Annotated in this window: 20 protein-coding genes; 8 read left to right on the forward strand and 12 right to left on the reverse strand. The window is 74.1% G+C overall.

Features of this window, described 5'->3' with window-relative positions; genetic code table 11:
- Nucleotides 1-6 precede the first annotated feature (6 nt).
- From ABT160_RS21135 to ABT160_RS21145, 3 genes are read left to right on the forward strand one after another with little or no spacing between them, the layout of a single operon-like run.
- A complete protein-coding gene (locus tag ABT160_RS21135; protein WP_351649240.1) occupies nucleotides 7-795 on the forward strand; it encodes an SURF1 family cytochrome oxidase biogenesis protein in 789 nt (262 codons plus the stop codon).
- Nucleotides 796-855: 60 nt separating this feature from the next.
- Nucleotides 856-2658 carry a glycoside hydrolase family 15 protein gene (locus tag ABT160_RS21140; protein WP_351649241.1) on the forward strand — a complete coding sequence of 601 codons (1803 nt, stop codon included), beginning with the start codon at nucleotides 856-858 and terminating at the stop codon, nucleotides 2656-2658.
- Nucleotides 2659-2662: 4 nt separating this feature from the next.
- Nucleotides 2663-3418, forward strand: a complete 756-nt coding sequence (locus ABT160_RS21145; protein WP_351649242.1) for an SDR family oxidoreductase — start codon at nucleotides 2663-2665, stop codon at nucleotides 3416-3418.
- Between the two features lie 66 nt (nucleotides 3419-3484).
- Here ABT160_RS21145 and amaP read toward each other — a convergent pair whose 3' ends face one another.
- The 9 genes from amaP to ABT160_RS21190 form a co-directional block, all read right to left on the reverse strand.
- Entirely contained in the window at nucleotides 3485-4057 is a 573-nt protein-coding gene (gene amaP, locus ABT160_RS21150; protein ID WP_351649243.1) for an alkaline shock response membrane anchor protein AmaP, read from the reverse strand.
- On the reverse strand, nucleotides 4054-4689 hold the full coding sequence (locus tag ABT160_RS21155; protein ID WP_502984276.1) for a DUF6286 domain-containing protein: 636 nt from the start codon (nucleotides 4687-4689) through the stop codon (nucleotides 4054-4056). Before ABT160_RS21155 ends, amaP begins: the two co-directional genes overlap by 4 nt.
- On the reverse strand, nucleotides 4686-5030 hold the full coding sequence (locus tag ABT160_RS21160; RefSeq protein WP_351649244.1) for an Asp23/Gls24 family envelope stress response protein: 345 nt from the start codon (nucleotides 5028-5030) through the stop codon (nucleotides 4686-4688). Before ABT160_RS21160 ends, ABT160_RS21155 begins: the two co-directional genes overlap by 4 nt.
- Nucleotides 5031-5036: 6 nt before the next feature.
- Nucleotides 5037-5228 (reverse strand): hypothetical protein, encoded by a 192-nt coding sequence (locus tag ABT160_RS21165; protein WP_351649245.1) that lies wholly within the window; start codon nucleotides 5226-5228, stop codon nucleotides 5037-5039.
- Between the two features lie 43 nt (nucleotides 5229-5271).
- The gene (locus ABT160_RS21170; RefSeq protein WP_351649246.1) at nucleotides 5272-5742 is read right to left on the reverse strand and encodes an Asp23/Gls24 family envelope stress response protein; all 471 of its coding nucleotides are present in this window, start codon (nucleotides 5740-5742) and stop codon (nucleotides 5272-5274) included.
- A 261-nt stretch (nucleotides 5743-6003) separates the two neighbouring features.
- Nucleotides 6004-6795, reverse strand: coding sequence for an enoyl-CoA hydratase/isomerase family protein (locus ABT160_RS21175; RefSeq protein ID WP_351649247.1), 792 nt, complete (start codon nucleotides 6793-6795; stop codon nucleotides 6004-6006).
- 134 nt (nucleotides 6796-6929) lie between these two features.
- Entirely contained in the window at nucleotides 6930-7151 is a 222-nt protein-coding gene (locus ABT160_RS21180; protein ID WP_351649248.1) for a helix-turn-helix domain-containing protein, read from the reverse strand.
- Nucleotides 7152-7472: 321 nt separating this feature from the next.
- On the reverse strand, nucleotides 7473-9071 hold the full coding sequence (locus tag ABT160_RS21185; protein ID WP_351649249.1) for an ABC-F family ATP-binding cassette domain-containing protein: 1599 nt from the start codon (nucleotides 9069-9071) through the stop codon (nucleotides 7473-7475).
- A gap of 94 nt (nucleotides 9072-9165) precedes the next feature.
- Nucleotides 9166-9918: a PQQ-binding-like beta-propeller repeat protein gene (locus ABT160_RS21190; protein ID WP_351649250.1), complete on the reverse strand. Its 753-nt coding sequence runs from the start codon at nucleotides 9916-9918 to the stop codon at nucleotides 9166-9168.
- Nucleotides 9919-10111: 193 nt separating this feature from the next.
- On the opposite strand from ABT160_RS21190, the gene ypfJ reads away from it, so the two are divergent.
- Both ypfJ and ABT160_RS21200 read left to right on the forward strand, forming a co-directional pair.
- Entirely contained in the window at nucleotides 10112-11002 is an 891-nt protein-coding gene (gene ypfJ, locus ABT160_RS21195; protein ID WP_351649251.1) for a KPN_02809 family neutral zinc metallopeptidase, read from the forward strand.
- A 254-nt stretch (nucleotides 11003-11256) separates the two neighbouring features.
- Nucleotides 11257-11628: a VOC family protein gene (locus ABT160_RS21200; RefSeq protein WP_351649289.1), complete on the forward strand. Its 372-nt coding sequence runs from the start codon at nucleotides 11257-11259 to the stop codon at nucleotides 11626-11628.
- A gap of 37 nt (nucleotides 11629-11665) precedes the next feature.
- Here ABT160_RS21200 and ABT160_RS21205 read toward each other — a convergent pair whose 3' ends face one another.
- The 3 genes from ABT160_RS21205 to ABT160_RS21215 all read right to left on the reverse strand — a co-directional run bounded on the left by ABT160_RS21205 (nucleotide 11666) and on the right by ABT160_RS21215 (nucleotide 15059).
- Nucleotides 11666-13060 (reverse strand): hypothetical protein, encoded by a 1395-nt coding sequence (locus tag ABT160_RS21205; RefSeq protein WP_502984277.1) that lies wholly within the window; start codon nucleotides 13058-13060, stop codon nucleotides 11666-11668.
- 55 nt (nucleotides 13061-13115) lie between these two features.
- Complete coding sequence (locus ABT160_RS21210; protein WP_351649252.1) at nucleotides 13116-14237, reverse strand: alpha/beta hydrolase; 1122 nt, start codon at nucleotides 14235-14237, stop codon at nucleotides 13116-13118.
- Nucleotides 14238-14375: 138 nt separating this feature from the next.
- Entirely contained in the window at nucleotides 14376-15059 is a 684-nt protein-coding gene (locus tag ABT160_RS21215) for a class II aldolase/adducin family protein (protein ID WP_351649253.1), read from the reverse strand.
- Between the two features lie 301 nt (nucleotides 15060-15360).
- Here ABT160_RS21215 and ABT160_RS21220 point away from each other — a divergent pair, with 301 nt between their 5' ends.
- The 3 genes from ABT160_RS21220 (at nucleotide 15361) to ABT160_RS21230 (ending at nucleotide 17994) form a co-directional block, all read left to right on the forward strand.
- Nucleotides 15361-16623 (forward strand): inorganic phosphate transporter, encoded by a 1263-nt coding sequence (locus ABT160_RS21220; protein WP_351649254.1) that lies wholly within the window; start codon nucleotides 15361-15363, stop codon nucleotides 16621-16623.
- 15 nt (nucleotides 16624-16638) lie between these two features.
- A complete protein-coding gene (locus ABT160_RS21225; protein WP_351649255.1) occupies nucleotides 16639-16860 on the forward strand; it encodes a hypothetical protein in 222 nt (73 codons plus the stop codon).
- Nucleotides 16861-17121: 261 nt separating this feature from the next.
- The gene (locus ABT160_RS21230) at nucleotides 17122-17994 is read left to right on the forward strand and encodes a helix-turn-helix domain-containing protein (RefSeq protein ID WP_351649256.1); all 873 of its coding nucleotides are present in this window, start codon (nucleotides 17122-17124) and stop codon (nucleotides 17992-17994) included.
- Nucleotides 17995-18015 lie beyond the last annotated feature (21 nt).

The raw sequence follows: 18015 nt of genomic DNA on the forward strand, positions 1-18015 counted from the left end.
CATGGGGTGTACCGCTTCCTGTTGTCCCGGCAGTGGGTGATCCTCACCCTCGTCGCCCTCGTCCTCATCCCCGTGATGATCGAGCTGGGCTTCTGGCAGCTCCACCGCCACCAGCACCGGGTCGCCCAGAACACCCTGATCGCGGACAACCTGAAGGCCCGGCCCGTCCCGGTCACCGAGCTGACCTCCCCCGGACACACCGTCCCGCGCGCCGACTACTGGCGGCAGGTCACCGCCACCGGCACCTTCGACACCGCCCACGAGGTCGTCGTGCGCCGCCGCACCAGCTCCGACGACCAGGTCGGCGTGCACGTGCTCACCCCCCTGCGGCTGGACGGCGGCGACACGCTGCTGGTCAACCGCGGCTGGATCCCGGCCGCCGCCGACCAGCAGTCCTTCCCGCCGGTGCCGCCCGCGCCCAAGGGCGAGGTCACGGTCACCGGCCGCCTCAAGGCCGACGAGACCACCGGCGCCAGCGGCATCAAGGACCTCAAGGGCCTGCCGCCGCGCCAGGTGATGCTCATCAACAGCGAGCAGCAGGCCGCGCTCATCGGCCGCCCGGTGCTCGGCGGCTACATCGAGCTGACCTCCCCCGCCGCCGCGAACGGCACCCCCGAGCAGATCGCCGAGCCGGACAGCTCGTCGATCGGCCCGCACATGGCGTACGCGGTGCAGTGGTGGCTGTTCGCCGCGGGCGTCCCGGTCGGCTGGTCCATCCTGGTGCGCCGGGAGAAGCGGGACCGGGAGGCGGCCCGCGCCGAACCGTCCGAGGAGCCCGCGGCGGCCCCCGCGTAACGTCCGTCACCTGCGGCTTGGGGCTGATTGGCGGTGAGGCGGCGCGGGAACACGCCTGGCGTGACGCAACGCATCGAGGACTACGCGCTCATCGGCGACCTGCAGACCGCCGCCCTGGTCGGCCGGGACGGGTCGGTCGACTGGCTGTGCCTGCCGCGCTTCGACTCCGCCGCCTGCTTCGCGGCGCTGCTGGGCGACGAGGAGAACGGCCACTGGAGGATCGCACCCCGGGGCGCGGACGTCTGCACCCGGCGCGGCTACGCCGGTGACTCGCTGGTCCTGGAGACGTTCTGGGAGACCGCCACCGGCACCGTCAAGGTCGTCGACTTCATGCCGCAGCGCGACACCGCGCCCGACGTCGTACGGATCGTGGAGGGCGTCAGCGGCACCGTCGAGATGGAGGCCGTGCTGCGGCTGCGCTTCGACTACGGCCGGGTGGTCCCCTGGGTGCGGCGCACCGACGGCCACCGGGTGGCGGTCGCCGGGCCGGACGCGGCGTGGCTGCGCAGCGTGCCCGAGGTCAGGACCTGGGGCCAGGGGTACAGCACCTGCTCGTCGTTCACCGTGGAGGCGGGCGAGCAGGTGGCGTTCGTGCTCACCTGGCACCCCTCGCACGAGCCGCGCCCTGACCTGGTCGACCCGTTCGAGGCGCTGGAGCACTCCCTGGAGGACTGGAAGGAGTGGGCCGGCCGCTGCGACTACGACGGCCCGTACCGGTCCGCCGTGATGCGGTCCCTGATCACGCTGAAGGCCCTGACCTTCGCCCCGACCGGGGGGATCGTCGCGGCCGCGACCACCTCGCTGCCCGAGGACCTGGGCGGGGTGCGGAACTGGGACTACCGCTACTGCTGGCTGCGCGACTCCACCCTCACCCTCGGCGCCCTCCTGGAGGCGGGCTACCTGGACGAGGCCGCCTCCTGGCGCGACTGGCTGCTGCGCGCCATCGCCGGGAACCCCGCCGACCTGCAGATCATGTACGGGCTCGGCGGCGAGCGGCGGCTGCCCGAGCTGGAGCTGCCGTGGCTGGGCGGGTACGCCGGCTCCACTCCCGTACGCATCGGCAACGGCGCGGTCGACCAGACGCAGATCGACGTGTACGGCGAGGTGGTCGACTCGCTGTTCCTGGCCCACCAGGCCGGGCTGCCGCCCAAGGAGCACGCCTGGAAGCTCCAGCTGAGCCTGCTCGGGTTCCTGGAGTCCGCGTGGCGCGAGCCCGACGAGGGGCTCTGGGAGGTGCGCGGCCCCAAGCGCCACTTCGTGCACTCCAAGGTGATGGCGTGGGTCGCGGCGGACCGGGTGGTGCGCCTCCTGGAGCAGGAGCCGCACCTGGGCGGCGACGCGGAGCGCTGGCGGGCCATGCGGGAGGCCATCCACCAGGAGGTGTGCGAGAAGGGGTACGACCCCGAGCGGAACACCTTCACCCAGTCCTACGGCTCGCGGGAGCTGGACGCGGCGACCCTGCTGATCCCCCGGGTGGGCTTCCTGCCGCCGGACGACCCGCGGGTGGTGGGGACCGTGGAGGCGGTGCGGGACGAGCTGGCCGCCGACGGGTTCGTACGCCGCTACAGCACCGAGGACGGCGCCGAGGGGGCCGCGGTCGACGGGCTGCCCGGGCAGGAGGGGACCTTCCTGGTCTGCTCGTTCTGGCTGGCGGACGCGCTGCGCATGACCGGGCGCGACAAGGAGGCCCGCGAGCTCTTCGAGCGGCTGCTCGGCCTCTGCAACGACGTGGGGCTGCTGGCCGAGGAGTACGACCCGGTGGCGCGGCGGCAGCTGGGCAACTTCCCGCAGGCCTTCAGCCACATCGGGCTGGTGTGCACGGCGCTCGCGCTGGCCCGGGACGACGCCGAGGCGGCAGGATAGGCGCATGGATCTTGGACTGAAGGACCGCGTCTACGTCGTCACCGGTGGCTCCCGCGGACTGGGCTTCGCCTCCGCCCGCGCCCTGGTGGCGGACGGCGCGAAGGTCGTCCTCGTCGCCCGCGACGAGAAGAACGTGGCGGACGCCGCCGCCGAACTGGGCCCGGACGCGGTGGGCCTGGCCGCCGACAACGCCGACCCGGCCACCGCGGAGCGGGCCGTCGCCGCCGCCCGCGCGCACTTCGGGCGGCTCGACGGGGTGCTGATCAGCGTGGGCGGGCCCGCGCCGGGCACCGCCGCCGACAACACGGACGAGCAGTGGCGGTCGGCCTTCGACTCGGTGTTCATGGGCGCGGTGCGGCTGGCCCGCACCGCCGCGGCCGAACTGGGCGAGGGCGGGGTCATCGGCTTCGTGCTCTCCGCCTCGGTGCACGAGCCGATCCCGGGCCTGACGATCTCCAACGGCCTGCGCCCCGGTCTGGCCGGCTTCGCCAAGTCCCTGGCCACCGAGCTGGGTCCGCGCGGCATCCGGGTCGTCGGACTGCTCCCGGCCCGCATCGACACCGACCGGGTGCGCGAGCTCGACGCCCTCTCCGGCGACGCGTCGGCCACCCGTACGGGACACGAGTCCCGCATCCCGCTGCGGCGGTACGGCACGCCGGAGGAGTTCGGCAACGCGGCGGCGTTCCTGCTGTCGCCCGCGGCGTCGTACCTCACGGGGATCATGCTCCCGGTCGACGGGGGCGCGCGCCACGGGTTCTGACCGCCCCCGGGCTGTGGGCGGGCGTTCCGCAAGGGGCGGAACGATTGCCCACGGCCCGGGTGGGCGTCAGGTCACCCGGCGGGCCCGGTGTCCTGCGGCGCGGACGCGGACCTCCGCCGGGAGGGCCGCGAGCCCCGCCGAGTCACGCGCGTGCGCCAGCGCCTCCCCCGTCAGCCCCCACAGCACCTCCGCGGGCGCCGCGTGCGGTTCGAGGACCAGGCCCACGCGCGCGTGCGGAGCGGCGCGCCGGCCCAGCAGCGTCACCTGGGCCCGCTCCACCCCGCCCAGCGCCTCGGCCTCCGCGGCCAGCACGCCCTCCAGGGCACGCCCCCGGAGCAGCGCCCCCTCGCCGTCGCCGCTGTCGACCACCACCTCCGCCAGGCGGGCCCGGCGCAGCGTGGCGAGCAGCCACCACAGGGCGATGACCACCAGGGCGGCGAGCGCGGCGACCAGGGCGGGCCAGGGCACGGCCGCCCGGTCGGCGCGGCTGAGCAGCACGTCGTCCCGGCCCGACCAGGGCCACCAGGAGGGCAGCCCCGCCCCGAGCCCGGCCGCGAGCACGGCGCCGCCGAGCGCGAGCAGGACGAGCCCGCCCAGTGCGAGCAGGACCCTGTTCACCGTACGCAGCACGCCCCTCACCCCTTTCCCGCCGGGCGCCGCACCCGCACCGACAGCGCGGGCGGCCGGGCGAGGCCCAGCTGCCGGATGCCGTCGCCGAGCGCCGCGTCCAGATCGGCCCGTACGTCGTCGAGTTCGCGGAAGTGGGAGACGGCCGCGACCGCCACCCGGGAGCGCCGCACGCGCACCCGTACCGACTGCACGCCCGGCACCTCCACGGCCCGGTCGCGCAGCACCAGCGCCGCCGCCTCCCGGTCGAGCCCGGCCCGCACCGGGTTGGCCCCGGTGCGCATGGGCAGGACGGCGCGCAGCCCGGGGGTGAGCGCGAGCAGGAGCAGCCAGAGGCCGAGCGCGACGGCCACCCCGGCCCCGGCGAGCACCCAGGGGTCGTCGAGCGGGCGGCGGGCCAGCTCGTGCGCGAGGGACCTGCGCCAGGGCAGGGCGGTGTGGTGGGTGCGTACCGCCGCCAGGTCGTAGAGGAGCAGTCCCGCGGCGGCCAGCAGCACCAGGGCCGCCAGCGCGGCGGGCACCCGGCGCGCGGACCAGAAGCGGCCCGCGCGGGCGGGCCGGGCCCGGTGTCCGTCCTCCTTCTCGAGGACGGGCACGGGTTCGTACGCCGCCGACGAGGCGGACTGGTCGAGCTCGATGTTCACCGAAGCCTCCCGCGGTCCCGACGGGTGTGCGCGGAGTGCAGCCGCTCCACCTGGACGGCCACCTCGGGCACCCGCATTCCCGCCAACGCGCTTACCCGCTCGGCCACTTGTCGACGCACCTCGCGGCACTGCGCGCCGATGTCACCGGGATAGCCCAGTTCGAGGCTGATCCGCACACGGGCCCGGTCGCGGTCCACGGTCACGGTGGCGCGCGGCGCGTGGGCGTCCTCGGGCAGCTCGCCGAGGGCCTCCCGCGCTGCGTGCGCGGCGATCTTCGCCACCACGCGGTCGGCGATGTCGGTGGCCCCCCGGTCGGCGGCGCTGACGGCGTCGACGGCCACCCGTGGTCACCGCCGCCGGTCGTCGCGCTCGCGCGCCCGGAAGAACTCGCCGGGCTCCAGGTCCCCGTCCAGGAAGCGCCCGGCCACGAAGCCGATCGCACCCAGGGCGGCGACCAGCAGGAACGCCCCGAAGCCGCCGAAGTACCCGGCGAATCCGAGGGCCATGCCGGCCAGCAGGCCGACCACCGCCATGCTCATCCCGCTCTCCTCTGCGTGTGGTGCGTCTGGTGGGCCGGCCCGGCTACTGGAGCCTCGGCTCGGGCTCCTCTTCCTCGTCCTCCGGCAGCTTCACGTCGCTGACCGCGATGTTGACCTCGACGACCTCCAGGCCGGTCATCCGCTCCACGGCCGTGACCACGTTCTCGCGCACGGCGCGGGCCACGTCGGCGATGGACACCCCGTAGTCGACGACGATCTCCAGGTCGAGGGCGGTCTGCACCTCGCCGACCTCGGCCTTGACGCCCCGGGTGACGCTGGGCTTGCCGCCCGGCACCCGGTCGCGCACGGCGCCGAAGGTGCGGGAGAGGCCGCTGCCCATGGCGTGGACGCCGACGACGTCGCGGGCGGCGAGCCCGGCGATCTTCTCCACCACGCCGTCGGCGATGGTGGTGCGCCCGCGTTCGGCCGGGGCGCCGCCGCCGGCCTTGCCTGGCGTGCTCGTCTTCTTGGTCTCGGTGTCCGGGTGTGCCTTGGCCTGTGCGCTGTCGGTCATCGCCTGCGTCCCTTCCGGACGGGATCCGGTCTGCCCGCTGGGGCTGTCGCATGCCCACATTAGGGCGCTATGTCCGATACCGCGCCGGGGGTGGGCGGAGGGAGGAGCGGGTACCCGGGCCCGGAACGCGGCAGCGCGCCCGGCGGGGTGCCGGGCGCGCTGCGGACGGGCGATCGGGTGGGCGGGGTGCCGGGCGGCCGGGGAATCCCGTGGCCCGGCTGCTCCGACCGGGGGACGCGGCGGGCGGGAGCGCCCCCGGGGTCAGTCGGACAGGCCGGCGAGGTCGCGCAGGCGGCGGGCCTGGGCGGCGCGCTCGGCGGTGCGCTGGTCCTCGTACGTGCGCTCCTGGGCACCGCGCAGCAGCGCCTTGGTCTCGATGACCGCGTCGCGCGGGGCGGCGAGCAGTGCGGCGGAGAGGTCGCGTACGGCGGCGTCGAGCTCGTCGTGGTCGACGACGAGGTTGGCCAGGCCGATGCGCTCGGCCTCCTCGGCGTGCACGAAGCGGCCCGTGGCGCAGATCTCCAGGGCGCGGGCGTAGCCGACGAGGGAGACCAGGGGGTGGGTGCCGGTGAGGTCGGGCACCAGGCCCAGGCTGGTCTCGCGCATGGCGAACTGCACGTCCGGCGCGACGACCCGCAGGTCGCACGCGAGGGCGAGCTGGAATCCGGCACCGATGGCGTGCCCCTGGACGGCCGCGATCGACACGAGGTCGTTGCGGCGCCACCAGGTGAACCCCTCCTGGTACTCGGCGATGGCCGCGTCCAGCTCCGCGTCGGAGCCGCGCGCGAGGTCGAGGAACGACGGCTCCCCGTCGAAGCCCTCGGGCGTGAACGCCTGCCGGTCGAGGCCGGCGGAGAAGGACTTGCCCTCGCCGCGCAGCACCACGACCCGCACGCTGCCCGGCAGCGACCGTCCGGCCTGCGCCAACGCCCGCCACAGAGCGGGAGACTGGGCGTTGCGCTTGGCCGGATTGGTCAGGGTCACCGTGGCAACCGCGTCCTCGACGGTGAGTCGTACGCCGTCCTTGTCGAGCACAGAGTCGGGCGAAGCCATGGGGTGCCTCCGGTTCGGGTGCAGTCAGCGGAAGGTGCTAAGTGACTGCACAGTAACCACCCGGTCGATCGGTGGAACGACCGGGTGGCCACTGCCGGAACCGGCGGGCCGGACGGGCTTCGCCCCGGGGAGGGTCAGGCCGAGGAGGCCTTCTTGCCCCGCGTCGCCCCGCCGCGTCCCCGCAGCGTGACGCCGGACTCGCTGAGCATCCGGTGTACGAATCCGTAGGAGCGGCCGGTCGCTTCGGCCAGCGCCCGGATGCTCGCACCGGAGTCGTACTGCTTCTTCAGGTCTGCCGCGAGCTTGTCGCGCGCGGCGCCGGTCACCCGGCTGCCCTTCTTCAGAGTCTCGGCCACCCGTGCCTCCTCATGGGAAGTGCGCTCTGGACTCTCATGATCACCCCTCCAGAGCTTCCTGGCCACCCATTCGACAAGGTCCGTGGGACCGGCTTGGCCGCCGGAGAAGGCGCGAACGCGATCGGAACGCATGATTCCGAACGTGGCGTTCACTACGTCTCGGCGGCCTCGGGAATAAATCGGCAGGTCAGCGCCGCACCGCCGAAACGGCTACGGCGTGGCACCCGGCCAAGGGAATATGCCGGGCGCCACGCCGCAGTACGAGACGCTCTCACTCAGATGAAGGATCACTCGTAAGCCGAATGATCTATCGCGGGATGATCAGGCGAGGGCCACGAGGTCCTTGTAGTCCGGACCCCACAGGTCCTCCACGCCGTCCGGGAGCAGGATGATCCGCTCGGGCTCCAGGGCGTCCACCGCGCCCTCGTCGTGGGTGACGAGGATGACCGCGCCCTTGTAGGTGCGCAGCGCCCCGAGGATCTCCTCGCGGCTGGCCGGGTCGAGGTTGTTGGTGGGCTCGTCGAGCAGCAGCACGTTGGCCGCGGAGACCACCAGCGTGGCCAGCGCGAGACGGGTCTTCTCGCCGCCGGAGAGCACGCCCGCCGGCTTGTCCACGTCGTCGCCGGAGAACAGGAACGAGCCGAGCACCTTGCGCACCTCGACCAGGTCCAGGTCGGGCGCCGAGGAGCGCATGTTCTCCAGGACCGAGCGCTCGGGGTCGAGGGTCTCGTGCTCCTGCGCGTAGTAGCCCATCTTCAGACCGTGGCCCTCGACGACCTGCCCGGTGTCGGGCTTCTCCGCACCGGCGAGCAGCCGCAGGAGGGTCGTCTTGCCCGCGCCGTTGAGCCCGAGGATGACCACCCGCGAGCCCTTGTCGATCGCGAGGTCGACGTCCGTGAAGATCTCCAGCGAGCCGTACGACTTCGACAGGCCCTCGGCCGTCAGCGGGGTCTTGCCGCAGGGCGCGGGGTCGGGGAAGCGCAGCTTGGCGACCTTGTCGGAGACGCGGACCGCCTCCAGGCCGGACAGCAGCCGGTCGGCGCGCTTCGCCATGTTCTGCGCGGCGACGGTCTTGGTGGCCTTGGCGCGCATCTTGTCGGCCTGCGCGTTGAGCGCGGCGGCCTTCTTCTCCGCGTTCTGGCGCTCGCGCTTGCGGCGCTTCTCGTCGGCCTCGCGCTGCTGCTGGTAGAGCTTCCAGCCCATGTTGTAGACGTCGATCTGGGAGCGGTTGGCGTCCAGGTAGAACACCTTGTTGACGACCGTCTCGACCAGGTCGACGTCGTGGGAGATCACGATGAAGCCGCCGCGGTAGGTCTTGAGGTAGTCGCGCAGCCAGACGATCGAGTCGGCGTCGAGGTGGTTGGTCGGCTCGTCGAGCAGCAGGGTGTCGGCGTCCGAGAAGAGGATCCGGGCCAGCTCCACGCGGCGGCGCTGACCGCCGGAGAGCGTGTGCAGCGGCTGTCCCATCACCCGGTCGGGCAGGCCCAGGGCGGCGGCGATGGTGGAGGCCTCGGCCTCGGCGGCGTACCCGCCCTTGGTGAGGAACTCCGTCTCCTGGCGCTCGTACTGGCGCAGCGCCTTCTCGCGGGTGGCGCCGGCGCCGCTGGCGATGCGCTCCTCGTTCTGGCGCATCTTGCGGATCAGCACGTCCAGGCCGCGGGCGGACAGGATGCGGTCGCGGGCGAGCACCTCGAGGTCGCCGGTGCGCGGGTCCTGCGGCAGGTAGCCGACCTCGCCGGAGCGGGTGATGGTGCCGGCGGCGGGCTGGCCCTCGCCCGCGAGGCACTTGGTCAGCGTGGTCTTGCCCGCGCCGTTCCGGCCGACCAGGCCGATGCGATCGCCCTTGGCGATGCGGAAGGACGCGGACTCGATGAGGACTCGGGCACCGGCGCGCAGCTCGATGCCGGAAGCGGTGATCACGGACAGACTCCAGGGCGGTATGGACGGCGGAAGGACGACGGGCGCAGGGCTTCGACGCCGTTTAATGCGCGAGGAGAATGGCCATGAGGCCAGTCTAACGGGCTCCTGCAACTGCTTTTCGGCCGCGTTCGCCCGGCAGCGCGTTGCCCAGCGGCTGCCTGCCGGGCACGATCCGGCCCAGGTCGTCGACCGCGACCAGCTCCTCCGACCAGGCCTCGGGACCCGCGCAGGGCTGGGCGATCAGCAGCGCGCCGCGCGCGCGGACCTGCCGCGCCGGGGCGAAGGCGCAGCCCGGGCGGGCCGGCAGGGTCCAGCGCAGGTCGCCGTCGGCGGACCGGTAGGCGGCGACCCGGTCGGGGGTGACCACGGCGACCATCCGCCCGTACGGGTCGAGGGCCTGGAGCACGCCCGTGCCGCGTCCGCGGAAGTCCGGAATCGCTCGGTGCCAGCGCACCCGGCGGCCGTCGGCGCGGTCGGTGTCGGTGACGAAGCCGTCGCTCCACAGGGCGACGGCGTGGCCGGGGACGGGCAGCACGGCGAGGGCGCGGCGGCCGTCGCGTGCGTGGGTCCACCGGCCGCGGCCGCTGGCGCGGTCGTACGCCTCGACGACGGCGCCGCGCACCCGTACGGCCGGTTCGGCCCCCGGCGCGTGCCCGGCCGCCGGCCGCGTGCGCGCGGGGGCGTGCAGCACGTGCGCGGTGAGGCGGTCGCCGAACGGGGTGGCGCGGGAGTGGTGCGCGGCGGTGACCAGGGGGACGGTGAGGACGGCGGAGAGCACGGCGAGCGCCAGGCGGGCGGGGCGCGCGGGGGCCGCCGGGGCGGTGCGTACCGGTGGATCTGTCGACAACGGGGGCGAGACCTTCCCTCTGTCCAATCACCACGGCGTCACGGTCGGCGACCGGCCGCCCTGGACCAGGCGCAGAGCGTAGCGGCGGCGGTGGCGCAAAAGGGGCGGGACGCACCGGAGTGATCGATACTCGGCGCAGGGCGGCGGGCCGACGCCGCGCCGACCACGGATCAGGCAGAGGGTGGTGGCCCCCATGCAGTTCGACGACGACGCCAACCTGGACACCTCGGAGGTCCAGGACGTGCGGGGCAGCCGCATCCCGGGCGGCAAGGCCACCATCGGCGGCGGCATCGCCGGCATCATCGCGCTGATCCTGGGCGTGCTCTTCGGGGTGGGCCCGGAGCAGCTGGGGCTCTCCTCCGGCGACTCCCAGCCCGCCAACAGCGCCTCGACGGTCCCCAACGTGGACCAGGCGTGCAAGAAGGGCAGCAACGCCAACGCGCAGGAGGACTGCCGGATCGTCGCGGTGGTCAACAGCGTGCAGGACTACTGGCGCGGCGAGTTCAACCGCCGCCAGGGGCGCTACACGGACGCCAGGACCGTGCTCTTCACCGGCCGGGTGAACACCGCGTGCGGCGCGGCCACCTCGGCGGTCGGCCCGTTCTACTGCCCCGGCGACCGCAAGGTCTACCTGGACCTGGGCTTCTTCGACGAGCTGCGGACCAAGTTCGGCGCGAGCGGCGGCCCGTTCGCGCAGGCGTACGTGGTGGCGCACGAGTACGGCCACCACATCCAGAACCTGATGGGCACGCTCGGCAGGTCCCAGGACGGGCGGCAGGGCGCCGACAGCAACGCGGTCCGGGTGGAGCTCCAGGCGGACTGCTACGCGGGGATCTGGGCGCGGCACGCCACGAGCACCCCGGACGAGTCGACCGGACGGCCGCTGCTGACGAAGCTCACCGACGAGGACATCCGCGACGGCCTGGACGCGGCGGCCGCGGTGGGCGACGACCGGATCCAGGAGAAGTTCCAGGGGCGGGTGACGCCGGAGAGCTGGACCCACGGGTCGGCGCAGCAGCGCCAGCAGTGGTTCTACACCGGCTACCAGACCGGGGACATGGCCCGCTGCAACACCTTCCGCTGAGCCCTTGCGCCGGGCCCCTTGCACCACGCCCCTTGCGCCGGGCCTTCCGCTCGGCCCATTCCGCTGGGCACCTTCTACCGAGGGCCTTCCACCGGGCGCCTTCCGCCCCGCGCTGGGCCCGGCGCGGGGCCGCCGGGTCCCGTTCCCGGGGCGTTGTCAGTGCCGGGTGCCAGACTGAGATCCAGGTCACATTCGAGGATCCGGAAGTGGAAGGGGTGATCGTCGTGGCCGGAGTTCCGAGCGTCTACCCGACGATGTTGTACGAGGACGCGAAGGCGGCCATCAGGCTGCTCAAGGACGCCTTCGGCTTCACCGAGGTCAGTGTGTACGAGGGCGAGGACGGCAGCGTGCTGCACGCCGAGCTGGCGTACGGCAACGGCATGGTGATGCTGGGGTCCAAGGGGCGCGGGGGCGTGTTCGCGAAGTCCATGGCGGACGCGGGGCCGTCGGGGGTGTACGTGGTGGTGGAGGACACCGACGCGCACCACGCCCGGGCCGTGGAGCACGGGGTGGAGGTCCTGATGCCGCCGACCGACCAGGACTACGGCTCCCGCGACTACATGGCGCGCGACCCGGAGGGCAACGTGTGGAGCTTCGGGACGTACGCGCCGGGGGGCGCGGGGTAGGGCCGCCGGGGCCGGGAGCCCTACCCCGCGCGGGGCGTCAGGCGCCGCCCGTGTGGACCTTGAAGGCCGCCCGCCGCACGGCCTTGGCCAGGGTCGGGTCCGGGTGGGCGGCGGCGAGGGCGACCAGGACCTGCACGGTGCGCGGGTGGCCGACGGCCGTGACCTCCTCCAGGAGCGCGGGGACCGTGCCCTGCACCGCCGAGTCCAGGTGGCGCACCAGCAGGTCCGCCTCGCCGTGGTCGGTGACGGCCGCGGCGGTGTCGACCCAGAGCCAGGTCGCCTCCTCGCGGGTGAGCACCTCCGGCGCCTCCTCCGCGTCGGCGCCCTCGAACTCGGCGAGCCAGAGCAGGGCGTAGGGGCGCAGGGCCGTCTCCAGGGCGGCGGCCCTGACCTCGGCCTCGGCGGGCGCGCCGACCACCCGGAGCGCCTCGAAGGACAGGGCGCGCAGCAGGGCGTCCTCGCCGCGGGCGACGGTGAGCAGTTCGGTGACCGCGCTGCCCAGGGTGCGGGCGGCGAGCCAGGCCCGGTACTCGGCGCGGGCCGGGCCCGGGGTGAGGCGGGCGCAGCCGCGCAGCATGTCCTCGGCGGACTGCTCGATGTTCCCGGCCGGGGACTGGGCGGCGACGCAGATCTGCTCCAGCTTGACCCAGACCGCCCAGTTGCCCAGCGGGGTGAGGGTCGCCTGGCCCTCGTCGCCGGGGCCGGCGTCCAGGGTCAGGGCGCCGACCGCGGCGAGGCCCTCCAGGGCCCAGTCGAGCAGCGGGGCGAGCGGGACGGCCGGGCGGGGGGCCGGCTGGCCGCCGGGATCGAGGGGCACCTCGCAGCGCTCCTCGCGCAGCTCCTGGACGCGCTGGTCCAGGAGGTCGAGCAGGGCGGGTACGAGGACGGGGCCGGCGGAGAGCTGGAGGAGGGAGAGCAGCTGGGGGACGGCTTCCACGACCTCGGAGGCGGCCGGGGAGGCGACGCCGGCCGGCACGGGGTGCACCAGGGACCAGGCGTCGAACAGCGCCACCCAGCCGCGCAGCACGGCGGTGTCGTCGCGGTCCCAGGCGCGCAGCCGCCAGCCGGGGCGGGCGGTGCCGCCGTGCAGCTCGACGAGGCCGGCGAGGCGCGCCCGGTCCCAGCCGGCGCGCACCTGGTCCGGTGTCAGTTCCAGGGCGGCGGCGGCCCGTTCGGCGGCGGCGAGCGGATCGCGGCCGGCCGTGCCGGTGCGGCCCGCGGCGGCCCAGCGGGCCACCCGGACGGCGTCGGCGAGCAGGGCGCGCGCCTGCCCGGCCAGCACGGCCGGGGGCGGGGTGCCCTCGGGCGGCCGGGGCGCGGGCCTGCTCCGCCGCGTGGTCACGGCCCGCCGGGCGGTGGTCAGGGGCCGCGGGCGGACGAGTCGGAGTCTGGAGTTGCGCGCCAGTTGCTCATCAGGCTTTCGAGACGTCACGGGTGCAGTCTTCCCGCTGACGGCCCGAAAGCCCAAACGGAATCGAAAGCACCTGTCACATGAGGGGGGTGAGGAAGCGGCGCAGGACCTCTTCGTACGCCGCCGGACCGGCGTTCCACATGGCGGCGTGCGGGGCGCCGTGGACGGTGTGCAGGGTCACGAGGTCCGGTCGGCGCGCGGCCAGCTCGCGGGACGGGCCCCAGGGGGCGAGGCCGTCGTCGGGGCCGTGCAGGACCAGGGTGGGCACCCGCAGGGCGGCCGGGTCCGTGGCGGCGCGCAGCCGGTCGCCGCGGTGGCCGGTCCTGCCCTGGGCGGCGCGGACCGCGAGCGGGAGCAGCGGCGCGGGGGTGCGGCGGGCGGCGGCGACGGCCCGCAGGGTGGTCTCCCAGCTGAGGACCGGAGAGTCCAGGACGAGTCCGGCGACGCGGTCGCGCAGCCCGGAGTCGGCGGCGGCCAGCAGGGCCATGGTGGCGCCGGTGGACCAGCCGTAGAGGACGACCCGCTCGGCCCCTTCCCGTACCGCGTGGCGGATGGCGGCGTCCAGGTCGCGCCACTCGGAGTCGCCGAGGTGGCCCAGGCCGTCCGGGGAGCGGGGCGCGCCGGGGTCGCCGCGGTGGGCGGGGTCGAGCACGGGCAGCTGGAGGCCGTGCAGGAAGCCGGTGACGTTGAGGGGGTGGGCGCGGGTCGCGCCGAGGCCGTGGACGGTGATGACCCAGGTGCGGCGCACGGCCGGGAAGAACCAGGCGGGCAGCGGGCCGAGCTCGCCCTGGACCTCGGCGTCCCGGTGGGGCAGGCCGAGGTCGTCCGGGCCGGTGTGCAGGGCCGGGGTGAGCCGGACCCGGCCGCCGGGCTCCAGGGCGCCGTGGACGACCCGGTCGAGGCGGCGGACCACGGTGTCGGCGGTGTGCGGGGCGTCGTCGAGGACGGGGCCGACGACGGCGTGGACGCCGGGGCCCTCCAGGCCGTAGCTGCCGGGGCGCAGGGAGGCCAGGCAGCGGGTCAGGGTGACCCGGCCGGGCGCCGTGGCGTGCACGGTGAGCCGGGGGTCCCCGGGCAGGGGCCGGCCGGGCGGCGCCTTGAGGGCCGCGTCGCTGGCGTACCGGCCGGCCGCGAGAGCGGCCGCGCCGACACCGATCAGGGTGGTGACGGCCGCTGCCGTCGCTTTAGCCGGGCGCACCGCTCCAGTCTCCGTTCGAATCCGGTCCCGGGCCAGTGGACGGGGCCGGTCGGGCGGCACGTGCCCGTTCCCGTGGCCGCGCGACCGGCCCCGTTCCCCGGGGCGGGCGGGGCGGCCGGGGCAGGCGGGGCGGGTGGGTCAGGCGCGTTGGCCGTAGCCCTTGAGCTTGGCGCCCGCCTCGGCCAGCTGGTCCGGGTCGAGCAGGGTGGGGGCGGCGCCCGGGACGGAGGCCGCCGCGAGCCAGACCCGGCACATCCACTCCAGCTGGGCGGTGCGGTCGTGGGCCTGGTCCAGGGTGTCGCCGTAGGTGACGCAGCCGTGGTTGCGCAGCAGGCAGCCGGAGCGGCCCTCCAGGGCGCGCAGCATGTGGGCGGCCAGCTCCTCGGTGCCGTAGAGGGCGTACGGGGCGACGCGGACGGGGCCGCCGAGCGCGGCGGTCATGTAGTGCACGGCCGGCAGCTCGTCGACGAGGGTGGAGACGGCGGTGGCGTGCACGGCGTGGGTGTGCACGACGGCGGAGGCGCCGGTGCTCCGGTAGACGGCCAGGTGCAGGGGCACCTCGCTGGTCGGCGCCAGGGCGCCGAGGACCTGTTCGCCCGCCAGGTCGACGGCGACCGGCTCCTCGGTGAGCAGCCGGTCGTAGGGGACGCCGCTGGGGGTGACCAGGACGAGGTCGCCGACGCGGACGGAGACGTTGCCGGAGGTGCCGACGACGAGGCCCTCGGCGACGGTCCTGCGGGCCTCGGCGACCAGTTCGCGCCAGGCGCCCTCGACGTCCTGGCGCCGCCGTTCGCGCTCGTACCGGTGCTGCTGTCGGGTCATGCGGCGATCCTCCCGGGTGACGAGGATCTCTTCAACGGGCCCGCGGGGTCCCTCCGGGTGGGAGGCGAAGGTCCTGTGACGGATGCGGCGGGGGACGAACCGGGTCCTTCCGGGCCCGGGAAATCAGGCCCGGAAGCCCTTTCGGCGGTCGAACACGAATGTCACGGAAACCTTCGCGGGCATCAACCGGAATCAGCCGAACCCGGTTGCGTAAACCACCAGTCCCGTCCCAGTTCACCTTCCGTTCACTCAGGTTGCCTACGTTCGGCGCGCCACTGACGTCAAACGATTGCCTGGGTAAATGGAACACATCACGCTGCTGCTCGCGATTGTGGTCGTGACAGCTCTCGTGTTCGATTTCACGAACGGTTTCCACGACACCGCCAACGCGATGGCGACGACCATCTCGACCGGCGCCCTGAAGCCCAAGACGGCGGTGGCCATGTCCGCCGTGCTCAACCTCGTCGGCGCGTTCCTGTCCGTGGAGGTCGCCAAGACGATCTCCGGCGGGATCATCAACGAAGAGGGCATCCGCACAGAAGTGATCTTCGCGGCGCTCGTCGGCGCCATCCTGTGGAACCTGCTGACCTGGCTGCTCGGCCTGCCGTCCAGCTCGTCCCACGCCCTGTTCGGTGGTCTGATCGGCGCCGCCGTGATGTCGGCCGGCTGGTCCTCCGTCAACGGCAGCACCGTGGTCACCAAGGTGCTGCTGCCCGCGATCGCCGCCCCGATCGTCGCCGGCCTGGCCGCCACCGCCGCCACCCGGCTGACGTACAGGATCGGCTCCCGTACGGACGAGAAGGCCACGGCCAAGGGCTACCGCGCCGGCCAGATCGCCTCCGCGGGCCTGGTCTCCCTGGCGCACGGCACCAACGACGCGCAGAAGACCATGGGCGTCATCACCCTGGCCCTGGTCACCGGCGGCGTCCTGGCCCCCGGCTCCAACCCCCCGATGTGGGTCATCGTCGCGGCCGGCCTGGCCATCGCGCTCGGCACCTACCTGGGCGGCTGGCGCATCATCCGCACCATGGGCAAGGGCCTGACCGACCTGCGTCCGCCGCAGGGCTTCGCCGCCCAGACCAGCGCCGCGACCGTCATCCTGGCCTCCTCCCACCTGGGCTTCTCGCTCTCCACCACGCAGTCCTGCTCCGGCGCCGTGATGGGCGCGGGTCTGGGCCGCAAGGGCGGCGTGGTCCGCTGGTCGACCGCGACCCGGATGTTCGTCGCCTGGGGCCTGACCCTGCCGGCCGCCGGCCTGGTCGGCGCGGGCGCCGAGTTCCTGACCAAGCAGGGCACCTGGGGCATCGTGGCCGTAGCGGTCCTCCTGGTGGCCGGCTCGGGCGTCATCTGGGCGCTCTCGCGCCGCCAGCCGGTCGACCACACCAACGTCACCGCCGACGAGCACGCCGAGCCCGCGGGCGTGGTGACCACCGCCATCGCGGCCGTCACTCCCCCGCCCGCCGGCGTCGTCGTCGCCCCGGCCGACGCCCTCAAGACCACCATCCCGGCCCCGGCCGCGACCCCGGTGGCCGCCGCCGACCCGGCGCGCCCGGCCACGGTGTAAGGAAAGAAGACCAGCATGAAGATCGACTGGGCAGCCCTCGGCTCCGTCTTCGGCGTCAGCCTCGTGATCACCGTCGCCCTGGTGGGCCTGTTCACCCTGGGCATCGTCGGCCTCTCCAAGCAGGAGTCGGCCTCCGCCACCGGCGGCTCGGCCCCGCTGGCCCGCACCGGCGCGTACGCCTGCTTCGCGCTGTGCGCGGCGGCGGTCGCGTACGGGATCTACCTGATCGTGGCCTGACCCCACGCCTCCGGCACCACACCGGCGCCCACGGAACGCTCCTCGTTCCGTGGGCGCTTCCGTGTGCTCCGCCGCTCGTCAGGCGCGGTCCCGTCACGCCTTGCTATGGTCTGCGTCACAGAGGGACCAGTCTCGAAAAGACATGTGTCATACTGGCGTACGTCAGCTAGATAGCGTCCAACCTACCTATGCCTGTTCGCACTTGGCCTTTCGACACCGGCCTGGAAGCCAACTGCCGAACAGCAAGGAAGTAGGAACGCCATGACCCGGGACGTGGATCCGAGCCTGAACCGCCGGCGACTGCGCATCGCGCTGCGCCGTGCCCGCGAAGAGGCCGGCCTCACGCAGGCGGACGCCTGTGCCGCGCTCGAGTGGTCGCTCAGCAAGGTGCTGCGGATCGAAGCGGGTTCCGTCTCGCTGACCGTGACCGACCTGCGGGCGATGCTCCAGCTGTACGGGGTGACGGACCCGGCCGACGTCGCCGATCTGGAGACCGCCGCCCGGGGCTCCAAGGGGCCCTCCTGGTGGGCGCACTACAACGACTTCCTGCACCCCCAGTTCGCGCAGTACCTGGGGTACGAGGGCGCCTCGCACACCCTGCTGACGTTCCACCCCGTGCTGGTCCCGGCGCTGCTCCAGACCGACGAGTACGCCTCCGCCCTGCTCGGTTCCCGCCAGGCGGACGGCAGCCAGCTGCGGCGCGCGGTCGAGCTGCGCACGACCCGTCAGGAACGGATCCTGGACAACGACGAGGGGCCCGAGACCCACTTCGTCGTCGACGAGTCGGCGCTGTACCGGCAGGTGGGCGGTGCCGACGTGCTGCGCCGCCAGCTCAAGGAACTCAAGCGGCGGGCCGGGGACCCGCGGGTGCGGCTGAGCGTGCTGCCCTTCGCCGTCGGCGCCCTCTTCGGCTCGTCGAGCCCGTTCATCGTCCTGACCTTCCGGGACGACGACGACCTGCTCTACCTGGAGACGGCGATGGGCAGCCTCACCAACCGCGACGACCTGGACCTGACCGCGCGGTACCAGGAGACGTTCGCCACCATGACCAAGCTCTCCGTACGGGGCGACGACCTGACCGCCCTGCTCGACGCACGCATCGCCGCCCTGGGCGGCGACCCCGCAGACGACTGATTTCCCGGGGGACGACCCGGC

The sequence above is a fragment of the Streptomyces sp. NPDC001941 genome (assembly GCF_040296945.1).
Classification (GTDB): domain Bacteria; phylum Actinomycetota; class Actinomycetes; order Streptomycetales; family Streptomycetaceae; genus Streptomyces.

Coding starts and splice junctions, on each gene's coding strand:
- ABT160_RS21145 (WP_351649242.1), top strand. CDS start 2,663: ATGGATCTTGGACTGAAGGACCGCGTCTACGTCGTCACCGGTGGCTCC.
- ABT160_RS21165 (WP_351649245.1), bottom strand. CDS start 5,228: ATGAGCATGGCGGTGGTCGGCCTGCTGGCCGGCATGGCCCTCGGATTC.
- ABT160_RS21170 (WP_351649246.1), bottom strand. CDS start 5,742: ATGACCGACAGCGCACAGGCCAAGGCACACCCGGACACCGAGACCAAG.
- ABT160_RS21175 (WP_351649247.1), bottom strand. CDS start 6,795: ATGGCTTCGCCCGACTCTGTGCTCGACAAGGACGGCGTACGACTCACC.
- ypfJ (WP_351649251.1), top strand. CDS start 10,112: ATGCAGTTCGACGACGACGCCAACCTGGACACCTCGGAGGTCCAGGAC.
- ABT160_RS21215 (WP_351649253.1), bottom strand. CDS start 15,059: ATGACCCGACAGCAGCACCGGTACGAGCGCGAACGGCGGCGCCAGGAC.
- ABT160_RS21230 (WP_351649256.1), top strand. CDS start 17,122: ATGACCCGGGACGTGGATCCGAGCCTGAACCGCCGGCGACTGCGCATC.
- ABT160_RS21220 (WP_351649254.1), top strand. CDS start 15,361: ATGGAACACATCACGCTGCTGCTCGCGATTGTGGTCGTGACAGCTCTC.
- ABT160_RS21200 (WP_351649289.1), top strand. CDS start 11,257: ATGTTGTACGAGGACGCGAAGGCGGCCATCAGGCTGCTCAAGGACGCC.
- ABT160_RS21225 (WP_351649255.1), top strand. CDS start 16,639: ATGAAGATCGACTGGGCAGCCCTCGGCTCCGTCTTCGGCGTCAGCCTC.